This is a genomic window from Bradyrhizobium sp. UFLA05-89 (assembly GCF_059803475.1).
In genome coordinates this window covers 111,231-136,614 of record NZ_JBANBA010000008.1, presented here as the reverse complement: position 1 = coordinate 136,614, position 25,384 = coordinate 111,231, and the positions used below count along the sequence as shown (strand labels likewise).

General features: G+C 63.6%; 27 protein-coding genes and 1 riboswitch. Of the genes, 14 read left to right on the top strand and 13 right to left on the bottom strand.

The window, feature by feature from the left end; translation table 11 throughout:
* Positions 1-115: 115 nt before the first annotated feature.
* Positions 116-793, bottom strand: coding sequence for a DUF2278 family protein (locus SO139_RS07065; protein WP_449378637.1), 678 nt, complete (start codon positions 791-793; stop codon positions 116-118).
* A gap of 307 nt (positions 794-1,100) precedes the next feature.
* Between SO139_RS07065 and SO139_RS07060 the strand changes: the two genes are divergently transcribed.
* The gene (locus tag SO139_RS07060; protein WP_498539832.1) at positions 1,101-1,949 is read left to right on the top strand and encodes a nucleotidyltransferase domain-containing protein; all 849 of its coding nucleotides are present in this window, start codon (positions 1,101-1,103) and stop codon (positions 1,947-1,949) included.
* A 4-nt stretch (positions 1,950-1,953) separates the two neighbouring features.
* On the opposite strand, the gene SO139_RS07055 is transcribed toward SO139_RS07060, so the two are convergent.
* Both SO139_RS07055 and SO139_RS07050 read right to left on the bottom strand, forming a co-directional pair.
* Complete coding sequence (locus SO139_RS07055; RefSeq protein ID WP_498539831.1) at positions 1,954-2,334, bottom strand: bleomycin resistance protein; 381 nt, start codon at positions 2,332-2,334, stop codon at positions 1,954-1,956.
* A 3-nt stretch (positions 2,335-2,337) separates the two neighbouring features.
* Positions 2,338-3,180 carry a DUF1194 domain-containing protein gene (locus tag SO139_RS07050; RefSeq protein ID WP_449378640.1) on the bottom strand — a complete coding sequence of 281 codons (843 nt, stop codon included), beginning with the start codon at positions 3,178-3,180 and terminating at the stop codon, positions 2,338-2,340.
* A 292-nt stretch (positions 3,181-3,472) separates the two neighbouring features.
* A riboswitch (Fluoride riboswitch) is annotated at positions 3,473-3,549 on the top strand.
* A gap of 90 nt (positions 3,550-3,639) precedes the next feature.
* Between SO139_RS07050 and SO139_RS07045 the strand changes: the two genes are divergently transcribed.
* The 6 genes from SO139_RS07045 to SO139_RS07020 all read left to right on the top strand — a co-directional run bounded on the left by SO139_RS07045 (position 3,640) and on the right by SO139_RS07020 (position 8,509).
* The gene (locus SO139_RS07045; protein WP_498539830.1) at positions 3,640-4,851 is read left to right on the top strand and encodes an MFS transporter; all 1,212 of its coding nucleotides are present in this window, start codon (positions 3,640-3,642) and stop codon (positions 4,849-4,851) included.
* Positions 4,852-4,876: 25 nt separating this feature from the next.
* Positions 4,877-5,266 (top strand): fluoride efflux transporter CrcB, encoded by a 390-nt coding sequence (gene crcB / locus SO139_RS07040; protein ID WP_449378642.1) that lies wholly within the window; start codon positions 4,877-4,879, stop codon positions 5,264-5,266.
* A gap of 5 nt (positions 5,267-5,271) precedes the next feature.
* Positions 5,272-5,700, top strand: coding sequence for a fluoride efflux transporter CrcB (gene crcB / locus SO139_RS07035; RefSeq protein WP_449378643.1), 429 nt, complete (start codon positions 5,272-5,274; stop codon positions 5,698-5,700).
* A gap of 2 nt (positions 5,701-5,702) precedes the next feature.
* A complete protein-coding gene (locus SO139_RS07030) occupies positions 5,703-6,044 on the top strand; it encodes a DUF190 domain-containing protein (protein WP_449378644.1) in 342 nt (113 codons plus the stop codon).
* 39 nt (positions 6,045-6,083) lie between these two features.
* Entirely contained in the window at positions 6,084-6,389 is a 306-nt protein-coding gene (gene clpS / locus SO139_RS07025) for an ATP-dependent Clp protease adapter ClpS (protein WP_449378645.1), read from the top strand.
* Positions 6,390-7,030: 641 nt separating this feature from the next.
* A complete protein-coding gene (locus SO139_RS07020) occupies positions 7,031-8,509 on the top strand; it encodes an FAD-dependent monooxygenase (RefSeq protein WP_498539829.1) in 1,479 nt (492 codons plus the stop codon).
* A gap of 81 nt (positions 8,510-8,590) precedes the next feature.
* Here SO139_RS07020 and SO139_RS07015 read toward each other — a convergent pair whose 3' ends face one another.
* The 5 genes from SO139_RS07015 to fabI form a co-directional block, all read right to left on the bottom strand.
* A complete protein-coding gene (locus SO139_RS07015; protein WP_498539828.1) occupies positions 8,591-10,159 on the bottom strand; it encodes a radical SAM protein in 1,569 nt (522 codons plus the stop codon).
* Between the two features lie 58 nt (positions 10,160-10,217).
* Positions 10,218-11,414 (bottom strand): adenylate/guanylate cyclase domain-containing protein, encoded by a 1,197-nt coding sequence (locus tag SO139_RS07010; protein WP_498539827.1) that lies wholly within the window; start codon positions 11,412-11,414, stop codon positions 10,218-10,220.
* Positions 11,415-11,479: 65 nt separating this feature from the next.
* Positions 11,480-12,568, bottom strand: coding sequence for a chorismate synthase (gene aroC, locus SO139_RS07005; RefSeq protein ID WP_498539826.1), 1,089 nt, complete (start codon positions 12,566-12,568; stop codon positions 11,480-11,482).
* A 178-nt stretch (positions 12,569-12,746) separates the two neighbouring features.
* A complete protein-coding gene (locus SO139_RS07000; RefSeq protein ID WP_449378650.1) occupies positions 12,747-13,346 on the bottom strand; it encodes a histidine phosphatase family protein in 600 nt (199 codons plus the stop codon).
* Between the two features lie 75 nt (positions 13,347-13,421).
* Positions 13,422-14,237, bottom strand: coding sequence for an enoyl-ACP reductase FabI (gene fabI, locus SO139_RS06995; RefSeq protein ID WP_449378651.1), 816 nt, complete (start codon positions 14,235-14,237; stop codon positions 13,422-13,424).
* Positions 14,238-14,410: 173 nt separating this feature from the next.
* Between fabI and SO139_RS06990 the strand changes: the two genes are divergently transcribed.
* A complete protein-coding gene (locus SO139_RS06990; RefSeq protein ID WP_449378652.1) occupies positions 14,411-14,899 on the top strand; it encodes a sigma-70 family RNA polymerase sigma factor in 489 nt (162 codons plus the stop codon).
* Positions 14,900-15,017: 118 nt separating this feature from the next.
* On the top strand, positions 15,018-15,788 hold the full coding sequence (locus SO139_RS06985; RefSeq protein WP_449378772.1) for an anti-sigma factor family protein: 771 nt from the start codon (positions 15,018-15,020) through the stop codon (positions 15,786-15,788).
* A gap of 343 nt (positions 15,789-16,131) precedes the next feature.
* Here the strand turns inward: SO139_RS06985 and SO139_RS06980 are convergent, their stop codons facing one another.
* Both SO139_RS06980 and SO139_RS06975 read right to left on the bottom strand, forming a co-directional pair.
* The gene (locus SO139_RS06980; RefSeq protein WP_449378653.1) at positions 16,132-17,085 is read right to left on the bottom strand and encodes a DnaJ C-terminal domain-containing protein; all 954 of its coding nucleotides are present in this window, start codon (positions 17,083-17,085) and stop codon (positions 16,132-16,134) included.
* 113 nt (positions 17,086-17,198) lie between these two features.
* The gene (locus tag SO139_RS06975) at positions 17,199-17,612 is read right to left on the bottom strand and encodes an RT0821/Lpp0805 family surface protein (protein ID WP_498539825.1); all 414 of its coding nucleotides are present in this window, start codon (positions 17,610-17,612) and stop codon (positions 17,199-17,201) included.
* Positions 17,613-17,725: 113 nt separating this feature from the next.
* Here SO139_RS06975 and pdxH point away from each other — a divergent pair, with 113 nt between their 5' ends.
* From pdxH to SO139_RS06960, 3 genes are read left to right on the top strand one after another with little or no spacing between them, the layout of a single operon-like run.
* Positions 17,726-18,367 (top strand): pyridoxamine 5'-phosphate oxidase, encoded by a 642-nt coding sequence (gene pdxH / locus SO139_RS06970; RefSeq protein WP_449378655.1) that lies wholly within the window; start codon positions 17,726-17,728, stop codon positions 18,365-18,367.
* Positions 18,368-18,405: 38 nt separating this feature from the next.
* Complete coding sequence (locus SO139_RS06965; protein WP_498539824.1) at positions 18,406-19,158, top strand: SDR family NAD(P)-dependent oxidoreductase; 753 nt, start codon at positions 18,406-18,408, stop codon at positions 19,156-19,158.
* 27 nt (positions 19,159-19,185) lie between these two features.
* Positions 19,186-19,956: a class I SAM-dependent methyltransferase gene (locus SO139_RS06960; RefSeq protein WP_498539823.1), complete on the top strand. Its 771-nt coding sequence runs from the start codon at positions 19,186-19,188 to the stop codon at positions 19,954-19,956.
* Between the two features lie 118 nt (positions 19,957-20,074).
* Here SO139_RS06960 and SO139_RS06955 read toward each other — a convergent pair whose 3' ends face one another.
* Entirely contained in the window at positions 20,075-20,293 is a 219-nt protein-coding gene (locus SO139_RS06955) for a hypothetical protein (protein WP_498539822.1), read from the bottom strand.
* Positions 20,294-20,481: 188 nt separating this feature from the next.
* The gene (locus tag SO139_RS06950; RefSeq protein WP_498539821.1) at positions 20,482-21,459 is read right to left on the bottom strand and encodes a magnesium transporter CorA family protein; all 978 of its coding nucleotides are present in this window, start codon (positions 21,457-21,459) and stop codon (positions 20,482-20,484) included.
* Positions 21,460-21,804: 345 nt separating this feature from the next.
* Between SO139_RS06950 and SO139_RS06945 the strand changes: the two genes are divergently transcribed.
* Positions 21,805-22,488, top strand: a complete 684-nt coding sequence (locus SO139_RS06945; protein WP_498539820.1) for a L,D-transpeptidase — start codon at positions 21,805-21,807, stop codon at positions 22,486-22,488.
* Positions 22,489-22,522: 34 nt separating this feature from the next.
* Here SO139_RS06945 and SO139_RS06940 read toward each other — a convergent pair whose 3' ends face one another.
* Positions 22,523-23,629, bottom strand: coding sequence for an extensin family protein (locus tag SO139_RS06940; protein WP_449378661.1), 1,107 nt, complete (start codon positions 23,627-23,629; stop codon positions 22,523-22,525).
* A 64-nt stretch (positions 23,630-23,693) separates the two neighbouring features.
* Between SO139_RS06940 and SO139_RS06935 the strand changes: the two genes are divergently transcribed.
* Entirely contained in the window at positions 23,694-25,322 is a 1,629-nt protein-coding gene (locus SO139_RS06935; RefSeq protein ID WP_449378662.1) for a fatty-acid--CoA ligase, read from the top strand.
* Positions 25,323-25,384 lie beyond the last annotated feature (62 nt).

The window sequence follows — 25,384 nt, the reverse complement described above, 5'->3', positions numbered from 1 at the left end:
ATGGTCAGCCCTCCAAGAGCCGACCACCCATGGATCATTGAAAAATTGATTCGGGAATCCTATAAAGCACGGCAAAACCGACAATCTGCCAAAGTAGTGCTAGTCTCATCGCGCTTTAATCGAGCGGCGCGCCAGTGCGATCATCGGTGTGGAGCGATTGCGTCTGGAAGCGCACGAACAACGCGACGATCTCCTGCCCATTGTCGAACGAGATGAATAGCGCGCCATCGCCATGGGTGCGGTTGTCGCTCGCGAACTGTCCGCGATTGCCCTGCATCATGTGGATGTCGTGAATCCCGCGCTCGGGCCGGAAGTGGAAATACTGGTCGGTCTGGCCGTGGTCCTCAAAATATTCGCCGAACGCGACCACCATGGCGTTAGGGTCTGCCTTCGCCCGCTTGATGTTGGCGTTGAGCAGGTTCTTCAGCGATACGCCGCGGCCCGTCGCCGGGATCGGCTGCATCGCATCGACCGGGAAGAGCTTGTCGCGGAGATAGTCAAGCCCACCGGAGCCTGACGGACCGGTCTCGAGCCGCCGAAAGCCGCGATTGCCCTGCAGATATGGCTTCAGATCCAGAGTTCCCGACCTTGCGAAGTCGGGGTCGAAAAAGGCCAGCACCTCACTGTCGTCGACGGACTGGACGTTGACGGCGATCCGGTAGTCTCCGGCGCCACCAACGTGAATCTCGTAGTGCGGCGATGAGCCGTCCGAGCTTTGCAGGCCATCGACGACGGTTCCCGCCAGGACACCATAGTGACGAATTGCACCCGGGGGTTTTCTGCGATGGGTCATGACGGCGATCCTCCTGCGAACATCAAAATCGCGCATGTCGCGCGATGCTCCCTCAACCGGATTGACAGGGACAGTAGACACCGCTTCACGACGCCCTGGCGTGATCTAAACCACAGATTGAACGGCATTTTGACGGCTCGCGGCAGGCCCCGCATCGCGAACGTCTATCGGAGGGCCAACAAGTTGCGGTCTTTGCCCGCGCCGCGCGACTGACGGACGGCGGCAGCTGGGGAGTTGACCATCGCCACAATCAGGACCATATCCGCCACCGGGCGCAAGCCGCGCGGGCTTCGGCGGGTTTCACCACATGATAGCGCAGACGGACATCCAGCGCGATCCGCTCATCGAGCGGGTGGTATCCACGCTTGGCAACGTCGCGGGCATCGAGGCCATCGTGCTCGGCGGGTCGCGGGCGCGCGGGACGTCGCATGAAAACTCCGACTACGACATCGGCCTGTATTTCTCCGAGAACCGCAAACTCGACACCGATTGCCTGCAACAGGCGGCGCAGCAACTCGCCGACGATCCCGAGGCGACGACGGTCACCTCGGTCGGCGAATGGGGGCCGTGGATCGTCGGCGGTGCATGGCTGACGATCGAGGGGCAGAAGGTCGACCTGCTCTACCGGAACATCGATGCGGTCCGCCGGACGATGGAGGCCTGCCGGTCGGGACAGATCAGCATGGACTATCAGCCCGGACATCCGCACGGGTTCTGCTCGGCAATCTGGATGGGCGAGATCGCCTGCTGTCAGCCGCTGCGCGACGAACGCGCGGTGATCGCGGAGCTGAAGTCGATCGCACTGCCCTATCCAAAGCCGCTGCGTGAGGCGCTGATCCGGCGCTTCCGGTGGGAAATCCTGTTCAGCATCGAGAATGCCGAACTCGCCGCGCTGCACGAAGACCAGACCCACGTCGCGGGCTGCGTCTACCGCGCGCTGACCTGCGTCGCGCAGGTCCTGTTTGCGCTGAACGGAGAATATCTCATCAACGAGAAGGCGGCTCTCCAGCAGGCCGCGGAGTTTCCGCTGACCATTCCGAATCTGATGGAGGAAACGTCGGGGATCTGGCGCCGCATCGGAAATCATGCGTTCGAGAGCGCGCTGGCGCACCTGCGCACGATCGAGCGCATCTTGACCGCGCTGGCATCCCGTTGACTGTTCAGTCCTCGGACGCGCCCGTTCCGAACGTCAGTTGATTGCCGTCGAGATCCACGACGTCGAAATCGCGCATCCCGTAATCGTAGTTCGCGGGCGGCTTGACGATGGTGGCGCCGCGCGCCGCCAGCTCGGCATGAACCTGGTCCACGTCCCTGACGAACACGCAGATGGCGCCGTTGCCGGGAAGGCGCTTGGTGCGGGCCGACGCGATCAGATGCAGGGCGACCTCGTCGCGGCAGAGACAGACATAGGACGTCGGCTCGCCATATTCGAACGTAACGTCGAAGCCGAATGCGTCGCGATAGTGCACGAGGCTCTTTGCGATGTCGCTGACGACGAATACGGTCGCGGCCCCGACCATCATCGGACCTTCGTCGGCCATCCCTTACCTGCCCCAGCGATCCTGCCAGATCTTTTCCCCGATCAGGCAGCTCACGCGCGGCTCCTTCTCGGCAACGTGCACGACGTTGCGCTCAGGCGTGCGGCCGGCGACCTCCATCAGAAGCTTGGTGCGGATCGCCTCCTTGAACTTGTCGCGGTCCTTGATCGCGATCACGAAGGAGCCGGGACCGCCAACCACGCAGTCCTCGTAGTAATAGTCGAGATTGTCGATATCCATGGTCGAATAAGACGGCTCCTTGACCATGATCGGCAGCCCGTTGATGACGATACCCTTCTCCAGCGCGGCATCGCGCGAGACCGTGACCGGCCCGCCATTGTTGTTGGGACCATCGCCGGAGATGTCGATGACGCGGCGCAGGCCGCGATATGGATCCTCATCGAACAGCGGCATCGCGAAATTGATCGCGCCGGAGATCGAGGTGCGCGAGGCGCGCCGGATCGGCGTCTTCAGGATTTCGGCGGCGACCGCATCCGCCGTCTCGGGCCCGTCGATCAATCGCCAGGGAATGATGATCTTCTGGTCGCTGGAAGCGGCCCATTCGAAATAGGTCACCGCGATCCGGCCGTTGGGCCCCGCCTTGAGCGCCTGGAGGAATTCCTTGGATTGGATCGCCTGCGCATAGCCCTCGCGCTGAATCGCAAGCTCGTCCATATCCATCGAGTAGGAGACGTCGACGGCGAGGATCAGTTCGACATCGACGCTCTGCGCGTCCTTGTCTGCTGCTTGCTGCTGATACCTGGTTCCTGGCGCAGCGACGCTCGCAGCGTCACCTCCGGCAAGCATGCCGGCCACCAGCACAGCCCCGATCGAGAACAGCAAGCGCATCGCGCCCTCCCGTCGTATGACGCGATGGTGACATGCAAATGCATTTAAGCAAAGCGCGAAGATCGCCCCTGCTTCACATTCGAGTTAGGCGCGTGAGCTGTAACGCAAAGCTGCCGCAGCGCTGCCACGCTCACGCCGCTTCGGGCAAGCGGCAACCATCACTGTCATTCCGGGGCGGCTCGGAGAGCCGAACCCGGTATCTCGACATTCCGCGTTCTCGCTTCGCGAGCCTCGGAATGACAAGCAACTTCCCCCACCCTATTGTGCGGCGCGATTTCCATGCTAGGCTTGTCACACAGATGGGGATGGAGTCCCCCGATAACCGCCCGACGATGTCAGATTGTATGGGCTGATGACTCCTGCTTGAGGTGAGGCAATTGGAAAGCCTCGCCTTCGGCGGGAGCATGGATAACCCGCCGGTGGCGGGTTTTTTTATTGCCTGAATGCGAAGGGCAAGACGTGACGACGGCGACGCCAAATTCAGCCCTAACCGCGGTCCCCAGGGGAGTCTGGGTGCTCGGCTTCGTTTCGCTGCTGATGGACGTCTCCTCCGAGATGATCCACGCGCTGCTACCAGTCTATCTGGTCACCGTGCTCGGCACCTCCACCATGACGGTCGGCATCATCGAGGGCATCGCGGAGGCGACCGCCTCGATCACGAAGATCTTCTCCGGCGCTCTGTCGGACTGGCTCGGCCGGCGCAAGCTGCTCGCAGCGCTCGGCTATGGGCTCGCCGCGTGCACCAAGCCGCTGTTTCCGCTCGCGCCCAGCGCTGGATGGCTGGTTGCGGCGCGCTTCATCGACCGCGTCGGCAAGGGCATCCGCGGCGCGCCGCGCGATGCGCTGATCGCCGACATTGCACCAGTGCAGTTGCGCGGCGCGAGCTTCGGCCTGCGCCAGTCGCTCGATACGATCGGGGCCTTCGTCGGCCCGCTCGCGGCGATCGGACTGATGTGGTGGACGGCGGATAATTTTACAGCCGTGTTCTGGGTCGCGGTGCTGCCGGCGTTCCTCTCCTTTGCCCTGATAACGTTCGCCGTCAGCGAGCCCGAGCCCGACGGGGCCCGCGCGCCGGCGCCAAACCCGCTCAACACCGCGGCGATGTGGCAGCTCGGCTCGGCCTATTGGCGCGTCGTGGCGGTCGGCATCGCCTTCACACTGGCGCGCTTCAGCGAGGCCTTTCTGATCCTGCGGGCGCAGAATATCGGGCTCAACGCGATGTGGGTGCCGGCGGTGCTGGTGCTGATGAACATCGTCTATGCGCTCTCGGCCTATCCGGCCGGCGCCTTGTCCGACCGCATCAACCGCACCGGGCTGCTGGCGCTCGGGCTCGCTTTCCTCGCCGCCGCCGATCTCGCGCTTGCGCTGCTGCCGAGCCTTGCAGGCCTCGCGCTCGGCGTCGTGCTTTGGGGCCTGCATATGGGACTGACGCAGGGGTTGTTCGCGGCGCTCGTCGCCGATACCGCGCCGCCAAGCTTACGCGGCACCGCGTTCGGCTACTTCAATCTGTTCACGGGGCTCGCGACGCTCGCGGCCAGCATACTCGCGGGCGCGCTATGGGACGCCTATGGGCCGGCGGGCACCTTCCTGGCCGGGCTCGGCTTTGCGCTGATCTCGCTTGCGGGACTGCTTGCGATCGGCAAGAGCTTCGCGAGACCGGCGGGACATTGAGGGAAAAACTGGGGGATCATTCGACGTGTTGAGCGGTGTTCTGGCAATCATGATCGGCAGCGTGCTCGGCGGCTGCGCGCGCTATTTCCTCTCCGGCGTAATCGCGCGGCGCTTCGGCGAGACGTTTCCCTGGGGGACCATGACCATCAACGTCACCGGTGCTTTCCTGATCGGCATTTTCGGCGCGCTGGCAACGCATCCGGGCTCGATCTTCGCCGCGCCGACGCCATGGCTGTTCGCGGTGACCGGCTTCCTCGGCTGCTACACCACCGTGTCTTCGTTCAGCCTCCAGACCCTGACGCTCGCGCGCAACGGCGAGCAGCTTCACGCACTCGGCAACATCGTGTTCTCGGTCGGCCTGTGCCTCACCGCGGTGACCTGCGGCTTCCTGCTTGCTGACAGGCTCGGAGGCTAGAGCCGATGACCACCCTCACCTCCAAGGACCGCTGGCGCACCGCGCTGCTTTATGCCTGGGTCGCCGCCGGCAGCATCGTCGGCGGGATGACGCGCTGGCTCGTCGGGCTCTTGCTCGACACCGGGCCCGGCTTTCCGTTCGCGACTCTGTTCATCAACGCCACGGGGTCCCTCATCATCGGCTTCTATGCGACGCTCACCAGCCCCGACGGCCGCGTGCTGGCGCGGCCCGAGCACCGGCAGTTCGTCATGACCGGCTTTTGCGGCGGCTACACCACCTTTTCGACCTTTAGCCTGGAGACCTTCCGCCTGTTCCATGGCGGCATGAAATACACCGCACTGGCCTATATCGCCGCCTCCCTCATCTGCTGGCTGGTGTCGGTATGGCTCGGTCATATGATGGCGAGCCGCTATAACCGCTTGAAAAGGAGCTGATCATGCAAATTCCGCGACAAGCAGTCCTGCTCCGCATCTTCATCGGCGAGAACGACCATTTCGACGGCAAGCCGCTGTATGAAGCGATCGTGATCAGCGCGCGCGAGCGTCACCTTGCCGGCGCCACCGTGCTGCGCGGGCCGATGGGCTATGGCAAGTCGAGCCGGCTGCACACCTCGAAAATCCTGCGGCTGTCGGAAGACCTGCCGCTGGTGATCGAGATCGTCGACAGTGAGGACAATATCAACGCATTCCTGCCCATCCTGGATGGCATGATGTCGAGCGGGCTGATCACCTTGGAGAAGGTACAGGTCCTGCAATATGGTGAGAAGGCCGCGCCTTGAGCACCGCGGCTGGAACCCCAGGCGTGTTTCGGAGGCGGAATGAACGATACCGTCACCAAGACTAAACCCAAGACGAAGACCAAAGTCGAGCGGCCGCGACTGCACAAGGTGATCCTGCTCAACGACGACTTCACGCCGCGCGATTTCGTCACCCTGGTGCTGAAGGCCGAATTCCGCATGACCGCGGATCAGGCCTACAAGGTCATGATCACCGCGCACAAGCTGGGCGCCTGCGTCGTCGCCGTCTTCACCAGGGACGTCGCCGAGACCAAGGCGACGCGCGCCACCGATGCCGGCCGCGCCAAGGGCTATCCGCTATTGTTCACAACCGAGCCTGAGGAATAGAGCGCGCCAGTCTGCCGCACGCATTTGCGTCAATTTTACCGATCGGCGCTACGACAGGTTTAATCTCCTGTGTCACGACCGTGCGATGACAATCGCACTGCGCAAGCAACTCGAGCTCCGGCCCGGCGCCACGAGACCTCGTTCGGCCCCTTCAAGCTTCTGCATGCCCTGCCCTGGCTGATCCTGAAGGCCGCCATGCACTCTCTTTCGGGCAGGAGCTGGTTCGCAGCGCGATCTGGAATTTCTGGCAGACGTCGCTCGCGAGCCAGTTCACCAAGAACCTGATCTATTTCGTGTTCATCTTCAGCTTCGCCATGCTGCGGCTATGCATCACCCTGGCGATCCCAACGCTCGGCTTGAAGCAGTCGTATATGCATAGGGATCGCAGTTAGTTGCAGCGCGCAGTTGAAGCTACGCATTAATCTGAAGCGTACCGATTGGCGCTCGGACCCGGGCCTGACGGCCCAGAGACAGAAAGACGCCACGATAACGATCTGGGAGCCCCGCTCTGTCGCGGACGGACGGAGGACGGCAACACCATTGCCTCCCACTTAAATATGTAGCGCGCAAGGGGCTTGCTTCAAGACCCCGACCATCTCGTAGAACCGCCGGCCCAAGGCCAGAACCTACGGGAGCACGGAATGACTGAATTGCTGTCGACCAGGCATGCGGTGGTGATCGTCGGAGCAGGTCCGACGGGATTGATGCTGGCGGGCGAGCTGGCGCTGGCGGGCGTCGACGTCGCCATCGTCGAGCGACGCGTTAGCCAGGACCTCACAGGATCGCGTGCGGGCGGACTGCATGCACGCACCATCGAGGTGCTCGATCAACGCGGACTGGCCGACCGGTTCCTTGCACAGGGCCAGCTGGCGCAAGTTGCAGGCTTCGCCTGGATCCGCCTTGATATCAGCGACTTTCCCACTCGGCATCCCTATGGCCTCGCGCTGTGGCAGAACCAGATCGAGCGCATCCTCGCCGACTGGGTCGATGAATTGGAGGTGCCGATCTATCGGGGACGCAAGGTGACAGACATCGCGCAAGACGAGACCGGCGTCGACATCGCACTCGCCAACCGCCATTCGCTACGGGCGGACTATCTCGTCGGGTGCGACGGCGGACGCAGCGCGATCCGGAAGGGTGCCGGTATCGACTTCCCTGGCTGGGATCCGACGATCAGTTGCCTGCTCGCCGAGATCGAGACGGCCAAAGAGCCGCAGTGGGGCCTTCGCCGCGATAACAGGGGCATCCATTCCTTCTCTCGCCTGGAGAACGGTCCGGTGCGCGTCATGGTGACCGAACGGCACGTCGGACAAACTGCTGAGCCCACACTGAGTGATCTCAGCAAGGCGCTCATCGCCGTCTATGGCACCGATTACGGAATCCGCAGCCCTACCTCGATCTCCAGATTCACGGACATGACGCGGCAGGCGGCGTCCTATCGGAGCGGACGGATCCTGCTGGCCGGCGACGCCGCACATGTGCATCCGCCGGTGGGTGGACAGGGCCTCCAGATCGGCGTTCAGGACGCGGTGAATCTGGGATGGAAGCTTGCCCAGGTGGTGAACGGCACCTCGCCGGAAGCTCTCCTCGATACCTACCATTCCGAACGCCACCCGGTCGCCGCACGTGTCCTGCGCAACACGATGGCGCAGTCCGCGCTGCTTCGCCACGACGACCGCGTCGAGGCGTTGCGCGAGGCCGTGTCCGAACTCTTGGGCATGGATGAGCCGCGCAAGCGGATCGCCGCGATGATGTCGGGTCTCGACATTCGCTACGATCTTGGCGCGGGACATCCACTGCTCGGACGCCGCATGCCCGATCTCGATCTCGTCACAGCGAACGGCCCGCTGCGGGTCTTCAGTCTTCTGCACGATGCACGACCGGTCCTGCTCAACTTTGGTGAGCCCATCGGCCTCGACATCGCGCCGTGGCAGGATCGGATTAGGGCGATCGATGCAAGATGCGCCGCGACCTGGGAGCTTCCGGTGATCGGCGCAGTAGCGGCGCCCGACGCCGTGCTGGTTCGGCCCGACGGCTATGTCGCGTGGGTGGGCGACCGGACGCGGTCGGGGCTCGCCGACGCGCTCACCATATGGTTTGGACCGCCCGTTGCGGCGTAGCGTAGAATCTCCGTGTCCCAAAGTGCGATGATCAGGCCATCAGGCTCCTTCCGACCTTGCCCCCGCGGTTCACGCGGTCCGTTAGGCGCCAGCCGAGGTGTCGGGCAGATCGACGCGCTCGCCGCCCGGCTTGCTGACATAGAGATGGCTCGCCAACACGGATTGCATGGTCTCGAACATCGCATAGAGATCGTCGCAATAGACCGAAGGATTGTCATAGCCGTTCTTTTTGGAGAAACGATGCGGAAGATAGCCTCCCCCGCAGGCGTTCATGAACTTGCACTGACGACATTTCGCGCAAAGATTGATTGAAGCATCGCGCGCGGCTTTCCAGCGGGGCTCGTTCCTGACCTCGTCGATCGCATGATCGAAGATGTTGAAGTTCGTGTTCGTAAAGCCGTCGCCTGCGATCCGCAGCACATCGTGGGCCTCCACGGAGCCATCGGTCATGACGGTGCAAAGCTCGACGGGTTTGTGGCCTACGCCCTCGGTCGGCGAATTGTTGCCAAGCAGGGCCGTGATCATGTCGGAAATGATACGGATATTGGTCGTCGGCCTCGCGCGATTCGCTTCCAGCCACAGGTCGAACAGACCCTTGTAGAATACGGCAATGGATGGTGGCTCCTCATCCACCGTCGCATCGGGGATCATGATGTCGTAGTTGGAGATTCCACACGCGGCGAAAAAATCGGCGTATTGCTGCGGTGCGTAGGCGGGATTGCAGACTGCCAGGGCAATGACGCCAATGTCTCGCGATACCAGCATGCGCGCGGCACGTTCCACGGCGGCATGGGTGCCCGTACCCTGAAACGTCTTGCGGTGAATGTCGTGAATATGTGCTGGCCCGTCCATGCTGATCGCAACCGAAATGTTGCGGGCCTCGAAGCAGGCCAGCCATTGGTCATCAATCAGCACGCCGTTGGTCGTGACCGCGATGGGTACGTCGCAGCCGGTCCGCGATGAAATAGCCTCGCAGGCCTCGGCAAAACGGTGGAAGTTCTCCACGCCCCACAGCAACGGCTCGCCACCGTGCAGAATGATGGGAAAATCGAAGAGCGAGTATCGGACGACGTGCTCCTCGATGCGCTGCAGCAACCGATGCTGCACGTCGGGGCTCATCAGCTTCGGCTTGCTATAAACGGACGCGTCCCGGAACCAGTAGCAGTAGGAGCAATCGATGTTACATCTCGTTGCGACCTTGACCAGCAACTGCGTGATCGGCTGATCCTCGAAGACCGCACAACCTGAACTGTCAGCCGACATGCCGATACCGCAACGGGCTGGAAGAAATTTGTCTAGTATCCCCTTACAAATCCCCCGCGGCGGAACACGCCCACGCCGGGAGCGTATCCTCCTCTGCGAAAGGCGCCAGCATTTGGCCCTTTGGCAAAAGCCCCTCGTCTGAAAGCGGCCTGGGTCGCTACGGGTTCGCCGGAGACAACGCCCTGCTCCGCACCCTGCCCACGCAGATCGTTCAGCAATGCGTCGATACCCTGATGGTCGCTCTGAATGGTTGCCCCTGGCCCGTGCAGCTGTATGAGGCTCGCCAAGACCTTCAGCGTCGTAATCGGCATGGTGATGCTCCTGTTTTCGCGACGCAATGCAGGATCGAACGAAATGCCGGGTGTCGAACCGGCCGAGCAATGACAAATAGTATACCCTTTCTATTGTAGCGGCAATGTGTCGGGCCTGGTCCGCTGGATACGCTCTACGCCATCACCACCGGCGCTTCCTCAGCAAGCCCATACACCCGCTGCGCCTTGGAGAACCCCGCGATCGGAAATTCGCCGAGCTCGTTCCACACGGCGCCGCAAGCGCCGACGAAATTCTCGGAAGCCACCACCGTCCGCCCCATGCGACCGGCGAGCTTCTCCAGTCTCGCCGCGAGATTCACGGCGGGGCCGATGCAGGTGAAGTCGAGACGGTTGCCGCCGCCGATATTGCCGTAGAGGATGTTGCCGACATGCAGCGCGACACCGAAGCGGAAGCGCTCGACCGTCTCGCCGACTGGAAATGCCAGCGCATCGACGCTGCAGCGTGATTCACGCGCGGCCTCCAGCACACGCGCGCAGACGTTGTTCGCATCCCCGATATATTCGTCGATCGGAAACACCGCGAGCAGCCCATCGCCCATGAACTTCAGCACCTCGCCGCCATGAGCGCGGATCGAGGTGACCTGGCAGTCGAAATAATGGTTGAGGATCTCGACCACGGTCTCGGCCGGCAGCCGGTCCGACAGCGCGGTGAAGCCGCGCAGGTCCGACAGCCAGATCACAGCCTGCATGGTGTCAGTATGGCCGCGGCGGATCTGGCCGCCCATGATGCGCTCGCCGGCGCGATTGCCGACATAGGTGTCGAGCAACGTCGTGGCGGTACGTCGCAGCGTGATGATCTCGGTGATGCGGGTCAGAGGTTTCGTCAACGCGCGCAGCGCCGCGACCTGCGCATCGCTGAAGCCGCCGGATTCTCTGGTGGTCAAGGTCATCGCGTGGACGGTACCGTCGAGGAAGCGCAGCGGCATCGCGACGTAATCCGTGGCGCCCTCCTGCTTGAGATCCCCCAGAAACGGAAAGCGCTCGACATCGCCGGGGCTGTTGGGATTGCCGCGCACCTCGATGCCCTGGTTGAAGACGAGGCTGAGCGGGCTCTTCTTGAACTCCGGCGTCTCCTGGATCTCGAAATCCACCGTGCCGACCTCGACCTCGGGAGCGCCCTGCCGCCAGATGAAATTGCGGCCGAAGATTTCGGGGTGCAACGTGCGGATGAAGACGCCGACCCGCCACAGCGGCAGGCCGGCTGCGACCATGCGCTCGCAAGCCTGGGCCATCATCTGGCTCGGCATCGGCGCCGAGCGCGCGCCGTCGATCAGCCACTCGGTGATGGCGTTGATTTCGGATGCATCCATGGCACCCACAATTTGCGGGCGAAGCTTGCGCCCCGTCAAGCTGCGCGGGCGGCTAGCGCTGCGTGTTAGCGTCCGACCTGCCCGCGATCACGCAAGAAGTGGTCGGCGAGCACGCAGGCCATCATGGCCTCGCCGACGGGAACCGCGCGGATGCCGACGCAGGGATCGTGGCGGCCCTTCGTGAAGATCTCGGTGTCGGCGCCCTTGCGATCGACGGTCAGGCGCGGCTGGAGGATCGACGAGGTCGGCTTCACCGCAAAACGCACCACCACCGGCTGTCCGGTGGAAATGCCGCCCAGCACGCCGCCGGCGTGGTTGGACAGAAAGCGCGTGCCGTCATTGCCGGTGCGCATCTCGTCGGCGTTCTCTTCACCGGTGAGCTCGGCGGCGCCGAAGCCTGCACCGATCTCGACGCCCTTCACCGCGTTGATGGTCATCATCGCGGCTGCGAGATCGGAATCGAGCTTGGCGTAGATCGGCGCGCCCAATCCTGCCGGCACGCCCTCGGCGACCACCTCGATGACGGCTCCGATCGAGGAGCCGCTCTTGCGGATGCCGTCGAGATAGCTCTCGAAGAATGCCGCCTTGTCCTTGTCCGGACAGAAGAACGGATTCTTGGCGACCTCGTCCCAATCCCATTTGGCGCGATCGATCTTGTGCGGACCGATCTGCACCAGCGCGCCGCGCACGGTCACGTCTGGCAGCACCTTGCGCGCGATGGCGCCGGCGGCGACACGCATCGCCGTCTCGCGCGCCGAAGAGCGCCCGCCGCCGCGATAGTCGCGCAGGCCGTATTTGGCCTCGTAGGTGAAGTCGGCGTGGCCGGGGCGAAACTTGTCCTTGATCTCGGAATAGTCCTTCGAGCGCTGGTCGGTGTTCTCGATCAGAAGCCCGATCGGCGTGCCCGTGGTCACCTGCTCGCCGGTCTCCGGATGCGCCATCACGCCGGAGAGGATTTTCACCTGGTCCGGCTCCTGGCGCTGGGTCGTGAAGCGCGACTGGCCGGGCCGGCGGCGATCGAGGTCGCGCTGGATGTCGGCCTCATTGAGCGGGATGAGCGGCGGACAGCCGTCGACCACGCAGCCGATCGCCACCCCGTGGCTCTCGCCGAAGGTCGTGACACGGAACATATGGCCGAAGGTGTTGAAGGACATCGCAGCTCGCCGGATCGGTTCCGGCGTGTGGTAACGCGCCCTCGAAGACGGGTCAAATGGCGCGCCTCGTAACCGCGGCGCGGGACGGTCACAACCGCCCCCTGGCTACTTTGCATGGGGTTGTTTTGCGACTTTTTGTCCGGAACCCGAAATGCACTTTCGGGGGTGGTATCGCCCGTTACCCATGCTTCTCCAGCCGGCCGTTGCGGAACACGTAAACCACGCCCTGCTCAATATAGAGCTCGGCGGCGCTCGCGGGCGTCTCCAGCCCAAGGGTCACCATCAGGGCACGCGCGGTGCCGCCATGGGCGACCGCGACCGTGTCGGTCCGGAGCTGGTCGTACCATTCGCCCATGCGGGCCTGGACGTCGGCATAGGTCTCGCCATCCGAGGGCGCCACCGTCCACTTGTCGACCAGGCGTCGCGCGTAGACGTCGGGATCGGCGGCCTCGCTCTCCGGCAGCGTCAATCCCTCCCAGGCGCCGTAGCCGATCTCGCGCAGGCGGTCGTCGAGCGAATAGTCGGCAATCGGCAGGCCAAGCTTGCCGCGCGCGAGCTCCATGGTCATGCGCGCGCGCCCGAGCGGGCTCGAGACATAGGGCAGCGAAGCCTTGTCGCGGCCCTCGCGCGCAAAGAGATCGGCGAGGATGCCGGCGGCCTGCACGGCCTGGCCGCGGCCGCGCGCGTTCAGCGGGATGTCCTGCGTGCCCTGAAGACGCCCGAGCGCATTCCACTCGGTTTCGCCGTGGCGAAGATAGTAGATCGTGGGCGCGGGCATTGTCGGATGGCGTTAGCTCTTACTTTTTGAGCATGATCTTTTCGGAAAACCGCTACACACTTTTCCGGATCATGCTCAGTCCTTCCCGCCCAGCGCCATGTCAGGCGCATCCGGCCGCTTCATGCCGAGCACGTGGTAGCCGGAATCGACGTGATGCACCTCGCCGGTGACGCCGCGCGACAGATCAGACAGGAGATAGAGCGCACTACCCCCGACGTCCTCGGTCGTCACATTGCGCCGCATCGGTGCGTTGACCTCGTTCCATTTCAGGATGTAGCGGAAGTCGCCGATGCCCGAGGCGGCCAGCGTCTTGATCGGTCCCGCCGAGATCGCGTTGACGCGGATGTTCTTCTCACCGAGATCAGCGGCGAGATAGCGCACACTGGCCTCCAACGCGGCCTTCGCCACGCCCATGACGTTGTAATGCGGCATCCACTTCTCGGCACCGTAATAGGACAGCGTGATGATCGAGCCACCGTCGGTCATCAGCTTCTCGGCGCGCTGCGCGATCGCAGTCAGCGAGTAGCAGGAGATCAGCATCGACTTGGTGAAGTTCTCTTGCGTGGTGTCGACATAGCGGCCGTCGAGCTGCTCGCCATAGGCGATCGCGTGCACCACGAAGTCGATCTTGCCCCATTTCTCCCGCACGACCGCGAACGCCGCATCGATGGTCGCAGCATCCGTGACGTCGCAATGACCGAGCACGAGGCCGCCGATCTCGGCGGCGAGCGGCTCGACCCGCTTCTTCAGCGCGTCACCCTGATACGTGAATGCGAGCTCCGCGCCGGCGGCGTGGCATGCCTTGGCGATGCCCCAGGCGATCGAGCGGTTGTTGGCAACGCCGAGGATCACCCCGCGCTTGCCCTGCATCAGACCCGAATTCTGCGCCATCCCTGTCATCCAATCGAGCTGGTCAAGAGGTTTGGAGGTACACCAGCGCTTCCCGGCGGTACAGTCCTAATCCACGGCGTTAACGCTGTTTCGGTTGCCGGAATAGCCGTTCCATTCGGGTGTTATGATGAGTGAAGGCGCTCGCGCCGAACGTGAAGGACAATCGAGGCGGCATGAGCGCGTTTCGCCAGAGTGTTGAAGCCATGATCCCGGCGCTTCGGCGCTATGCTCGTGCGCTCGCACGCGACGCCGACATCGCCGACGATCTGGTGCAGGACACGCTGGTCCGTGCGCTGCGCTCGGAGCGGCTGTTTCTCGGGGGCGACGTCAGGAGCTGGCTCTACACCATCCTGACCAACCTCAACAAGAACCGCCGCCGCTCGCTCGCGAGGCGGCCGCAGTTCATGCAGCTCTCCGAGAACAATCCCGACGCCAGCGGGACGGAAGCAGAAGGGCGGGACATCGAGAAGGCACTGGCGACGCTGGTGGAGGAGCAGCGCTCGGTGCTGCTGCTCGTGATGCTGGAAGGACTGAGCTACCGCGAGGTCGCCGACATCCAGGGCGTCCCGATCGGCACGGTGATGTCGCGCCTGGCGCGCGCCCGGGCCCACATCAAGGCGGCGCTGGACGGCGAGCGGCCGGCGCTGAGAAGGGTGAAGTGATGGCAGGGTCCACGCAAAGGTCCACACATCGGATTTTCAACGCCCTGTGCATGCAGCGGGGACGAATGGATTTGAACGGCGAACGATATTTTGGGCCGACGAGCCAGAGATGACTGATATGACCGAGCGCAGGATTTCAGTGACCGAGGACGAATTGCACGCCTATGTCGATGGCGAGCTGCCGGCCGAGCGCCGCGCCGACGTCGAGGCCTGGCTCGCCACCCATCCCGAGGAGGCCGAACGGGTCAACTCCTGGCGCACGATGGCCGAGTTGCTGCACGCCCGCTATGACACCGTGGCGCAGGAGCCGGTGCCGAGGCGCCTGGAGCTCGAGCGGCTGGAGCGTCGCCCCAGGCAATGGCTCTATGGCGCCGCGGCGGCGGCCCTGCTGGCCTTCGTGGCCGGCGGCGCGGCCGGCTGGGTGGCGCACGGCGCTGCCAATACGCCCTCGACCTTCCAGAGCTTCACCGAGGACGCGCTCGACGCCCACCGCCTCTATGTCGTCGAGGTCCGCCACCCCGTCGAGGTCCCCGGCAACGAGCGCGACCATCTCCAGGCCTGGTTGACCAAGCGCTGCGGCTGGACGGTGTTCGCGCCGAACCTCGAGGCAAGCGGGCTCAAGCTCGTCGGCGGTCGGCTGCTGCCGGGGCCGAGCGGCCCGGCCTCCTTCCTGATGTATGAGGGGGCCTCCGGGGAGCGGTTCACGATCTACACCGCCAAGACCAAGGCCGGCGAGACGCAGATGCGCTACACCACGATGGACAAGGATGGAGCCTTGTTCTGGGCCGACCGTGGCGTCGGCTATGTCGTCAGCGGCGGCGGCGACCGCGACAGGCTCACCAAGGTGGCGCGCGCCGTCTACGACCAGGCGGAGAAGAACGGCACTTGAGCAACGCAAGGGCGCATTCGCCAAAATTCGGTCATTGAAAATTTGGAATCAAGACATCGACACGTCTCATTATCGCACCGGATGATCACGCGAAAATGAGTAGCGTTCGATCCGCCGATCGGCGCAGGCGGCCTCGATTGGGGTTTTTGGTACCGCGCTGGTCCCCCTCTCGAGGCCGCACTCTTTTCGCGGCTGCTTTTGCGGCAGCCGGCACGCCGGACACGATAGCGTCGAAGCGCTACCGCGCTCCATGCGTCTATTGGAGCATTACCTGCTGGGAAAATGCTCGCTGCGAGCGCATGATCCGTTCGGACAAGCGCGCCCCGCTTGTCCCGATCATGCGTTAGCCGAGCCCACTACGCGGATTGTAGGGGTGCTGGTCCCGCCACTTTTGCATCAATGCTTCAAGCTCGGCATCGTTCCCGTCCGGCAGCATGATGCGGGTGGTGACGAAGAGATCGCCGGTTCCACCCGATTTCGGCAGGCCTTTGCCCTTCAGCCGGAAAGTCCGGCCGCTCGAGGTGTTCTTCGGGATCGTCAGTTCGACCGCGTTGCCGAGGGTCGGCACACGGACCTTGCCACCGAGCACCGCCTCATAGAGCGTGACCGGCAGGTCGATCCGCAAGTCGGCGCCATCGACCTTGAAGAACGGGTGCGGGCCAATGGTGACGGTGATGAGCAGGTCGCCGGGCGGATGGCCCGGCGCAGTCTCACCCTGCCCTTTCAGCCGGATCTGCTGGCCGCTCGCGACGCCGGCCGGAATCTTGACGTTGAGCTCCTTGCCGGTCGGCAGCCGGACGCGTTTGTCTCCGCCGTTGACCGCCTCCTCCAGCGACACCGTCATGGCGACGTTGAGGTCGAGATCGACGCCGACCCCGCCGGTATCGAACTCGAACTGGGGTCCGCCGCCACCGTGCCGAGCACCGCGCGCCGCGCCGCCGAACATGCTGTTGAGGATGTCCTCGAACGCGCCTCCACCCGGGCCGCCGCCGCCGGAGCGGAATGAATATTCGAAGCCGCCGGGGCCGGCGCGCCCGCGCGCCCCCCCGCCGCCCGGAAAGCCCTGGAAGCGCGGCTTGCCCTCGGCGTCGATCTCGCCGCGATCGAACTGCTTGCGCTTGTCCTCGTCGCCGAGGATCTCGTTCGCAGTGTTGATCTCGGCGAAGCGCTCGGCTGCCTTGGGGTCGTTCTTGTTGCTGTCGGGATGATGCTTCTTGGCGAGCTTCCGATAGGCGCTCTTGATCGCGGCAGCGTTGGCGCTCCGCGGCACCCCCAAGACCTCATAGGGGTCGCGCATCCGTCACGTCTCCCTTCACGGAAATCGATGGTGTCAAAAGGGCTCCCCGCCCCCGTCTGGGGATCATCTGGGGTGTCCGTGGCATTTTTGCAACTAGGCTCGCCGAGCGAATCCTAGCTCCGCCATGGCTTTAGCGTATGAATCTCCCAACGGCCATGGCCGCTCTGACAGCCGGCCCCCTGGAGCCAGCTTTCGGTCCGGCCGTTGACGTAGCTCGCCAGGAAATCCCGGCATTTGCGACCGTCCTCGGCGGCGTAGGACTGCGCGATCGGGGTCACCGAGCCGCGTGCGCCGGTCTCCGGATTTTCCCAATGCTGGCTGGCATCCTTGTCGCCCTGGCTCAGCACGTCGGAGGCCGCGTTGCGAGCGAAGGCGAGATCGCCCTCCGTCGGCGCCTGCGTGGTGATCGAGCCGGTGACCTCGCTCTCGTCCATCTTGGCGAACGGCCCCTTGGCCAAGACACCGCCGCCATCATTGCGTGACAGGCTACAGCCGCCGGCGCCGAGCCCGATTAGAATCATTGTCATGACGAGGCTGGAGGGCCGGATCGCCGATAGGCCAACGGTGCCCCATGCCCTATATAGGGCGGAAGCGGACAACAACGCGCTTTGGGCCGCAGAACGCAACTCGGACTCCAGACATGACCGATACGACCTCGATGAAACACCAGACACCCTTAACATCCGGTGATTTCACCGCCGCCGACGAGCCGTTGGCGCTGTTCGAGGCCTGGCTGAACGAGGCGATCAAGAGCGAGCCGAACGATCCCAATGCCATGGCGCTCTCGACCGTCGATGCGGAAGGCCTGCCCGACGTGCGCATGGTGCTGATGAAAGGCTTCGATTCCGACGGATTCGTCTTCTACAGCCACATCGCGAGCCAGAAGGGCCGTGAACTCGCCGCAAATCCTAAGGCCGCTTTACTTTTTCACTGGAAGTCGCTGCGCCGGCAGGTGCGCATCCGCGGCAACGTGACGCCGGTGACCGACGCCGAAGCCGACGCCTATTTCGCCACTCGCCCCAAGCAGGCGCAGATCGGCGCCTGGGCGAGCAAGCAGTCGCAGCCGCTTGAGAGCCGCTTCGCCTTCGAGCAGGCGATCGCCAAGATCGCCGCCAAATACGTGATCGGCGAGGTGCCGCGGCCGCCGGGCTGGAGCGGCTGGCGCATCACGCCCTTGCGGATCGAGTTCTGGCACGATCGCCCGTTCCGCTTGCACGATCGCATCGAATTTCGCCGTGACGCGGCGGGCCAGCCATGGTCCAAGACGCGGATGTATCCTTGAGCCTCAACGTCAGCTTCGGGCCGACCTGAAAGATGTCCATGCCGCATTCGTCCAATGCGCCACGCCGCACGCTGCTCCTGACTGGGGCGAGCCGCGGCATCGGCCACGCCACCGTGATCCGCTTCTCCTCGGCGGGCTGGCGCGTCATCACCTGCTCCCGGCATGCGTTTCCGGAGGACTGCCCTTGGGACGCCGGCCCCGAAGATCACATCCAGGTCGACCTTGCCGATCCCGAGGATACGGCGCGCGCGATCAATGAGATCCGCCGCCGCCTCGAAGGTGGCGCGCTGCATGCGCTCGTCAACAACGCCGCAATCTCGCCGAAGGGCCCCGGCGGCTCGAGGCTCGGCTCAGTCGACACCGATCTCGACACCTGGACGCATGTCTTCCACGTCAACTTCTTCGCGCCGATCATGATGGCGCGTGGGCTGATCGAGGAGTTGAAAGCGGCGAAGGGATCGGTGGTGAACGTCACCTCGATCGCCGGCTCGCGCGTGCATCCCTTCGCGGGGGCGGCCTATGCCACCTCGAAGGCCGCGCTCGCCGCGCTGACGCGCGAGATGGCTTCCGACTTCGGCCGCGTCGGCGTGCGCGTCAATGCGATCGCGCCGGGCGAGATCGACACCTCGATCCTGTCGCCGGGCACCGAGAAGATCGTCGACCAGCAGATCCCGATGCACCGCCTCGGCACGCCCGACGAGGTCGCCAAGATCATCTACGTGCTGTGCACGGAGACGTCGTCCTACGTCAACGGCGCCGAGATCCACATCAACGGCGGCCAGCACGTGTAAGGCGAGGAAAGGACCGCGGGTGGAGCGATGGGTCGATTTGCGACGACGGCACCGCTCTACGAGAACCTGCGGCCGCCTTATCCGCCGGAATTCTTTCGCAGTGTCGCGCAGAAGCTATCCCTCACCGAGCGATCCGCGCTGATCGACCTCGGCACCGGGCCCGGACTGCTCGCACTCGGCTTTGCCCCCTATGTCGGCCGCATCGTCGGCGTCGACCCGGAACCGGGCATGCTCGATGCCGCACAGCGTGCGGCCGCGCGCGCCGGCCGGGACCTCAGGCTGATCGAGAGCAAGGCCGAGGGGCTTCCCGCCGACATCGGGTCCTTCGACGTCGTGACGATCGGGCGCGCCCTGCATTGGATGGATCGTGCGCCTATCCTTGCAGTGTTCGAGCGGCTGGTCGCGCAGGGCGGCGCGATCGCTGTCTGCGCGTCGTTTCCAACCCACAATGGGCGCAATCCGTGGCTCGACGATTACAATGCGGTGCGCCGCAACTGGTCGCCAGCGGGCCTCTGGGAGGATGCTGGCCGCGGCGAGCGAACACACCGCGACCTGCCGGCCTTTTTCCAAGGCAGCGCATTTCACGTGGCGGATGTGATCAGGGTCGAGACGAGGCACGAGATCAGCGTGAGTGATCTGGCGCGGCGCGTTCTCACCTTTTCCTCGTCATCCCCCGAAGCATTGGGCGACAGTGTCGAGGCGATGCTGCGCGATGTCGAGGAGCATCTTACGCCATTCAGCCGCGACGGCATGATCACCGAAACGCTGCTAACCGTGGCCGAGATCGCAAGGCGCTAAGAGCACTGGAATTGCGCGACGATGCGGCGGGTGTTCATGATCCGTGTTTCGAACGGAAGCAAGGCAATCCAGAACAAAGCCGCCGCAAGACCTGGATTGCCTTAACCCCTCCCGTTTCTCAATCGGCACGAATCCGACGCGACGTCTCGCGCACCCGCGGAGCGGCTACATTGAATGCGGTCGAACAGTCGTCGTCGTTCTCGCCGTCGAGCAGCGGAGCACCACAGTGCCGGCACAGCCGTGCCGACGTCGACGACGCCTTGCCGTTCGCCAGGACCTGACGATAGCTCGCCAGATCGATGACGTTGCGGGGCGTCGTTATGCGTTTTTCAACCATGGCTGTTCCTCGCGGCTTACCCGCTGCTTATCGCAGACAAGTTTCGCCCAAACGTTCAGCCCAACGCTCAAATTTTAGCTGAGGAAATGAGGCAGAGAATGTGACCTAGATACGGCCTACGCAGCGCCACATTTCACAACGCGCGTTCACTGTCTCTCTGTGAGCCATGTAACAGTTCGGTAGCTATCTCACAGCCACTTCTTCCACTTGAAGATCCAGTACGGAACAATGGCGGCGGCGAGCATCATCACCAGCGCCATGGGATAGCCGTGCGCCCATTCGAGCTCCGGCATCGCCTTGAAGTTCATGCCGTAGATGGACGCGATCAGCGTCGGTGGCATCAGGACCACAGCCATCACCGAGAACAGCTTGATGATGTTGTTCTGCTCGAGATTGACGACGCCGAGCATGGCGTCGAGCACGAAGGTGATCTTGTTGGACAGATACGACGCGTGGTCGGTCAACGAAGCCACGTCGCGCTGCATGGTCTTGAGCTGCTCGCGCATGTCCTTGGACCATTTGACGCCTTCCACGATGGCCGAGAGGAACGTGACGACGCGACCGATCGACACCAGGCTTTCGCGAACCTTCGAGGTCAGGTCGCCCTTGCGGCCGATCGCGATCAGAATCTGGGAATATTGCTTGGCGTGACCGTGGCGCTCGCTCTCGGGCTCGAAGATATCATGCGAGACTTGGTCGATGTCGGCGCCGCAGCGTTCCAGAATGTCGGCGCAGCGGTCGATCACGGCGTCCAGAAGTTCCATCAGCACCATCTCGCCGGTTATTGCGGGCGTGCAGGAGCGCGCGAGCTTGGCCTCGACCAGCGCGAAGGGCTTCGGCAGGTCATAGCGTACCGTCACCAGGCGATGGTCGCCGAGGATGAAGGTGACCGCCGTGGTCCGGGGCATGTCGGTATCCGAGTGGCACATCAGCGTCGCCGTCATGTATCGCGCGCTGTTCTCGATATAGAGGCGGCTGGAGATCTCGATCTCCTGCATGTCCTCCCGGGTCGGGATCGCGATACCTGCGAGCCGTTCAACCGCCTTGTCCTCGACGGCGGTGGGATTGAACAGGTCGATCCACACCGCGTTCTCCGGCAGGACCGCGAGATCTTCGACGACGGCCTTCTTCAGGGAGGACTCGGAGGGAACGAACACCGAAAACATGAAAAACTCCAGCAGGGGGCCGAAAAGGCCGACTTACGGCCCTTAGCGCGATTCTGACAGGTGCAGGATGACAATCACATTAATGGGGCGTTTGCACTTATGGCTGGGCGGCGGCGCAAACCGTGGCGGGGAATCGACATTCAGGCATTCCTTGCCCAAAAATCGACCTGGAGTCTCAAAAATTGCGGCAAAAAAGCCACAGCTTGGGCTTTGCAGCGCGGGATAAAGCCCTAAAAGCTGGAATTGTGGCAGGTTTCAACCGATAATACGCCCATCGGAATCGTGGAACTTGGGCGGTAAGCTCAGGGCCGCGCATGGGTATTTGTTTCGATTGGAACCAAGCCAATGTCGTCGCTGAAAGTTAAGTTGGGAATTCTGGCCGCCGGTTTGATGCTGTCGGGCTGCATGCAGGCCACGCATTTCGAAGCGACCGATACCAAGGCCTTCAAGCCAAAGGACAAGGAACTCCTTGCCAAGGTTCGGTACGAGAACACCCCCGTCGCCGAGCCGTTCCGCCGTGCCATCGTCGATTACCACCGCAAGGAATCGCCTGGCTCGATCGTGGTCGATTCCGACAATCATTACCTCTACTACGTAATGGATAGCGGCAAGGCGATCCGCTACGGCATCACCGTCGGCGAAGAAGCCATGGCCTGGTCGGGTATCGCCAAGATCGGCAGCATGACCGAATGGCCGGCCTGGCATCCGACCCCCGGCGAAATCTCGCGTCTGGGCGTCCCGACCTATGTGGCGCCGGGTCCTGACAATCCGATGGGCTCCCGCGCGATGTACCTGTACTCGGGGGGCAAGGACACGCTGTTCCGCATCCACGGTACAAACCAGCCTGAATATATCGGTGCCTCGATTTCCTCGGGCTGCATCCGCCTGACCAACGAGGACGCGATCGACCTCTACAACCGCGTCAAGGTCGGCACCATCGTGGTCGTGCTCGAGCCGAAGCACGGTGACTCCCCGTACAATTCGCAGCTTGCCCTGCGTGGAGGCGGCAACAGCACTTCACAGTACTGAGCTTTCCTGAGGCTTTCGAAGAAGCGCCGGCTCGCTACCGGCGCTTTTTTGTTGCCCGCTTTCGGGGCGCTTGGGCGGCGCTCGCAGGCTCGCCCGGTTGTGACGTGCCGGACTTCGCCGCATCGCCCTGCTCTGCACCCTCCTTGGTCTCATCCGACTTGCCATCCGACTTGGCATCCGACTTGGCCGCCACCTCGCGCGGCGGGGCGTCCTCCGGCCGCTGGGCCGGCAGCAGCGGGGCGACCTGCGGCAGCGGGTCCCAGACATTCCACTGACAGATCCGGTAATCGTTGCGGCGCTGCATCAGATCGAGATGGATGTGGTCCTCGTGATACCAATCCGATCCCGGCCCCAACACTGTTGAGAAGCGCGTGCAGACCGAATGCAGCACGCGCTCGCGCAGGTCCCGCGGCACGGCGCGGTCGGTCAACCCGATCGACTGGCCGTTGGCAAGTTTGAACGCGCGCACGTCGAGCGCGTTGGCGCGGCCGTGCTCGGACAGCATGGCGCCGACGATGCGGTTGCGGCCACGGCACTCGAAGGAATCGAAATTGTCGAGATCGCTGATGGTGCTTCCAAGGCTCGCCGCGAGCGGCGCCATGTCCGAGCGCACCCAGTCGGCAATGGCCGACGCCATGCTGCAGCGAAGGATCGCGGCCGGCTTGACCTGCACCTTTCGCTTGTCCGGCAGCACGATCGCCTCGAGCCGCACCAGATCCTCGCCACCGCAGCTACCCGGACCATGAATGTCCGGGATCGATGGCGCGATCGCAATTTCCTCGGTCAGGGCGAGGCGGCAGGCCGAGGCCCGCCTCTCAGGCGGGGCCGCCGGTCCGGCCGGCTTGTCGGCAGCAGGTTTTTCTTCCGCCGCCGGCCGCTCCGGCGCAGGCTTGGCCACTTCCTTGGGTGCATCTTCCGGACGCGGTCTCGGCAAGGGAATTTTGGCCGGCATTTTTGCCGGATGAACGGTGGCACGAGGCCGCGGCGGACCGAAGCCGAACAGGTCGAGCGGCGCGGCATATTTCCGCGCCTCGGCAGGCGCAAGCGACAGCCCCAGCGCGACGGTAACCATTGCCGCGCCGGCGGACATATAGCCGCGACAAGGCCATTTGCGGCAAAAGTCCGGCAGGCTAAAGTTCATGACAATTCTTTGGCCCAGACCCGAGAGTAATAATAAGTCCAGCCCTATTCGGAGGAACGTCGGAATGCTTGGTTTGATGCAAGATTGGCCCCTGCTCTGCCACCGGATCATCGAACACGCCGCCAGAATTCACGGCAAGCAGGAGGTCGTCACGCGTTCGGTCGAAGGACCGATCCATCGCACCAACTATGCCGAAATCCACGCGCGCGCCCTGAAGGTTTCGCAAATGCTGGAGGGCGATGGCATCAGGCTCGGCGACCGCGTCGCCACGATCGCCTGGAATACCTGGCGCCACCTGGAGGTCTGGTACGGCATCATGGGCATCGGCGCCATCTGCCACACCGTCAATCCCCGCCTTTTCCCCGAGCAGATCGCCTGGATCATCAACCATGCCCAGGACCGCATCGTGATGACCGACATCACCTTCGTTCCGATCCTGGAGAAGATCGCCGACAAGCTGGGAAGCGTGGAGCGCTTTGTCGTCCTTACCGACAAGGCGCATATGCCGCAGACCACGCTGAAGAACGCAGTCGCCTATGAGGAGTGGATCGCGAAGGCCGACGGCAAGTTCGAGTGGAAGGACTTTGACGAGAACACCGCGGCCGCGATGTGCTACACCTCCGGCACGACGGGCGATCCCAAAGGCGTGTTGTATTCGCATCGTTCCAACGTGCTGCACGCCTTGATGGCCAACAATGTCGACGCTCTTGGCACCAGTGCCGCCGAGACAATGCTGCCGGTGGTCCCGCTGTTCCATGCCAACAGCTGGGGCATCGCCTTCTCCGCCCCCTCGCAGGGCACCAAGCTGGTGATGCCCGGCGCCAAGCTCGACGGGGCCTCGGTCTACGAGCTGCTCGAGACCGAGAAGGTGACGCACACCGCGGGCGTTCCGACCGTGTGGTTGATGCTTCTGCAGCACATGGCCGCCAACAATCTGAAGCTGCCGCATCTGAAGATGGTCATTTGTGGCGGCTCGGCGATGCCGCGCTCGATGATCAAGGCATTTCTCGACATGGGCTCGAACGTGCGCCATGCCTGGGGCATGACCGAGATGAGCCCGATCGGCAGTGTATCGGCGCTGAAGCCGCCGTTTGCCAACGCGATGGGCGAACAACGGCTTGATGTGCTCCAAATGCAGGGCTATGCGCCGTTCGCCGTGCAGATGAAGATCACCGACGACGCCGGAAAGGAACTGCCTTGGGACGGCACGACGTTCGGCCGCCTGAAAGTGTCGGGACCTGCGGTCGCCAAGGCTTATTACCGCGTCGACGCCAACATCCTTGATGAAGAGGGCTTCTTCGACACCGGCGACGTCGCCACCATCGACGAGGCCGGTTATATGCGGATCACCGACCGCTCCAAGGACGTCATCAAGTCCGGCGGCGAGTGGATCTCCTCGATCGATCTGGAGAACCTCGCGGTCGGCCATCCGGCCGTGGCGGAAGCGGCCGTGATCGGCGTCTTCCATCCCAAATGGGACGAGCGCCCGCTGCTGATCGTGCAGCTCAAGCAGGGCCAGCAGGCGACCCGCGACGACATCCTGAAGTTCATGGACGGCAAGATCGCGAAATGGTGGATGCCCGATGACGTCGCCTTCGTCGACGGCATTCCGCATACCGCCACGGGCAAAATCCTGAAGACGGCGCTGCGGGACCAATTCAAGGATTACCGTTTCCCGAACGCCGCGGCGTAGGGCATCGCAAGAGCATCAGCGGCGCGGCCCCTGCGCGATCCGCGGGGCCACGTCGTTTTCAA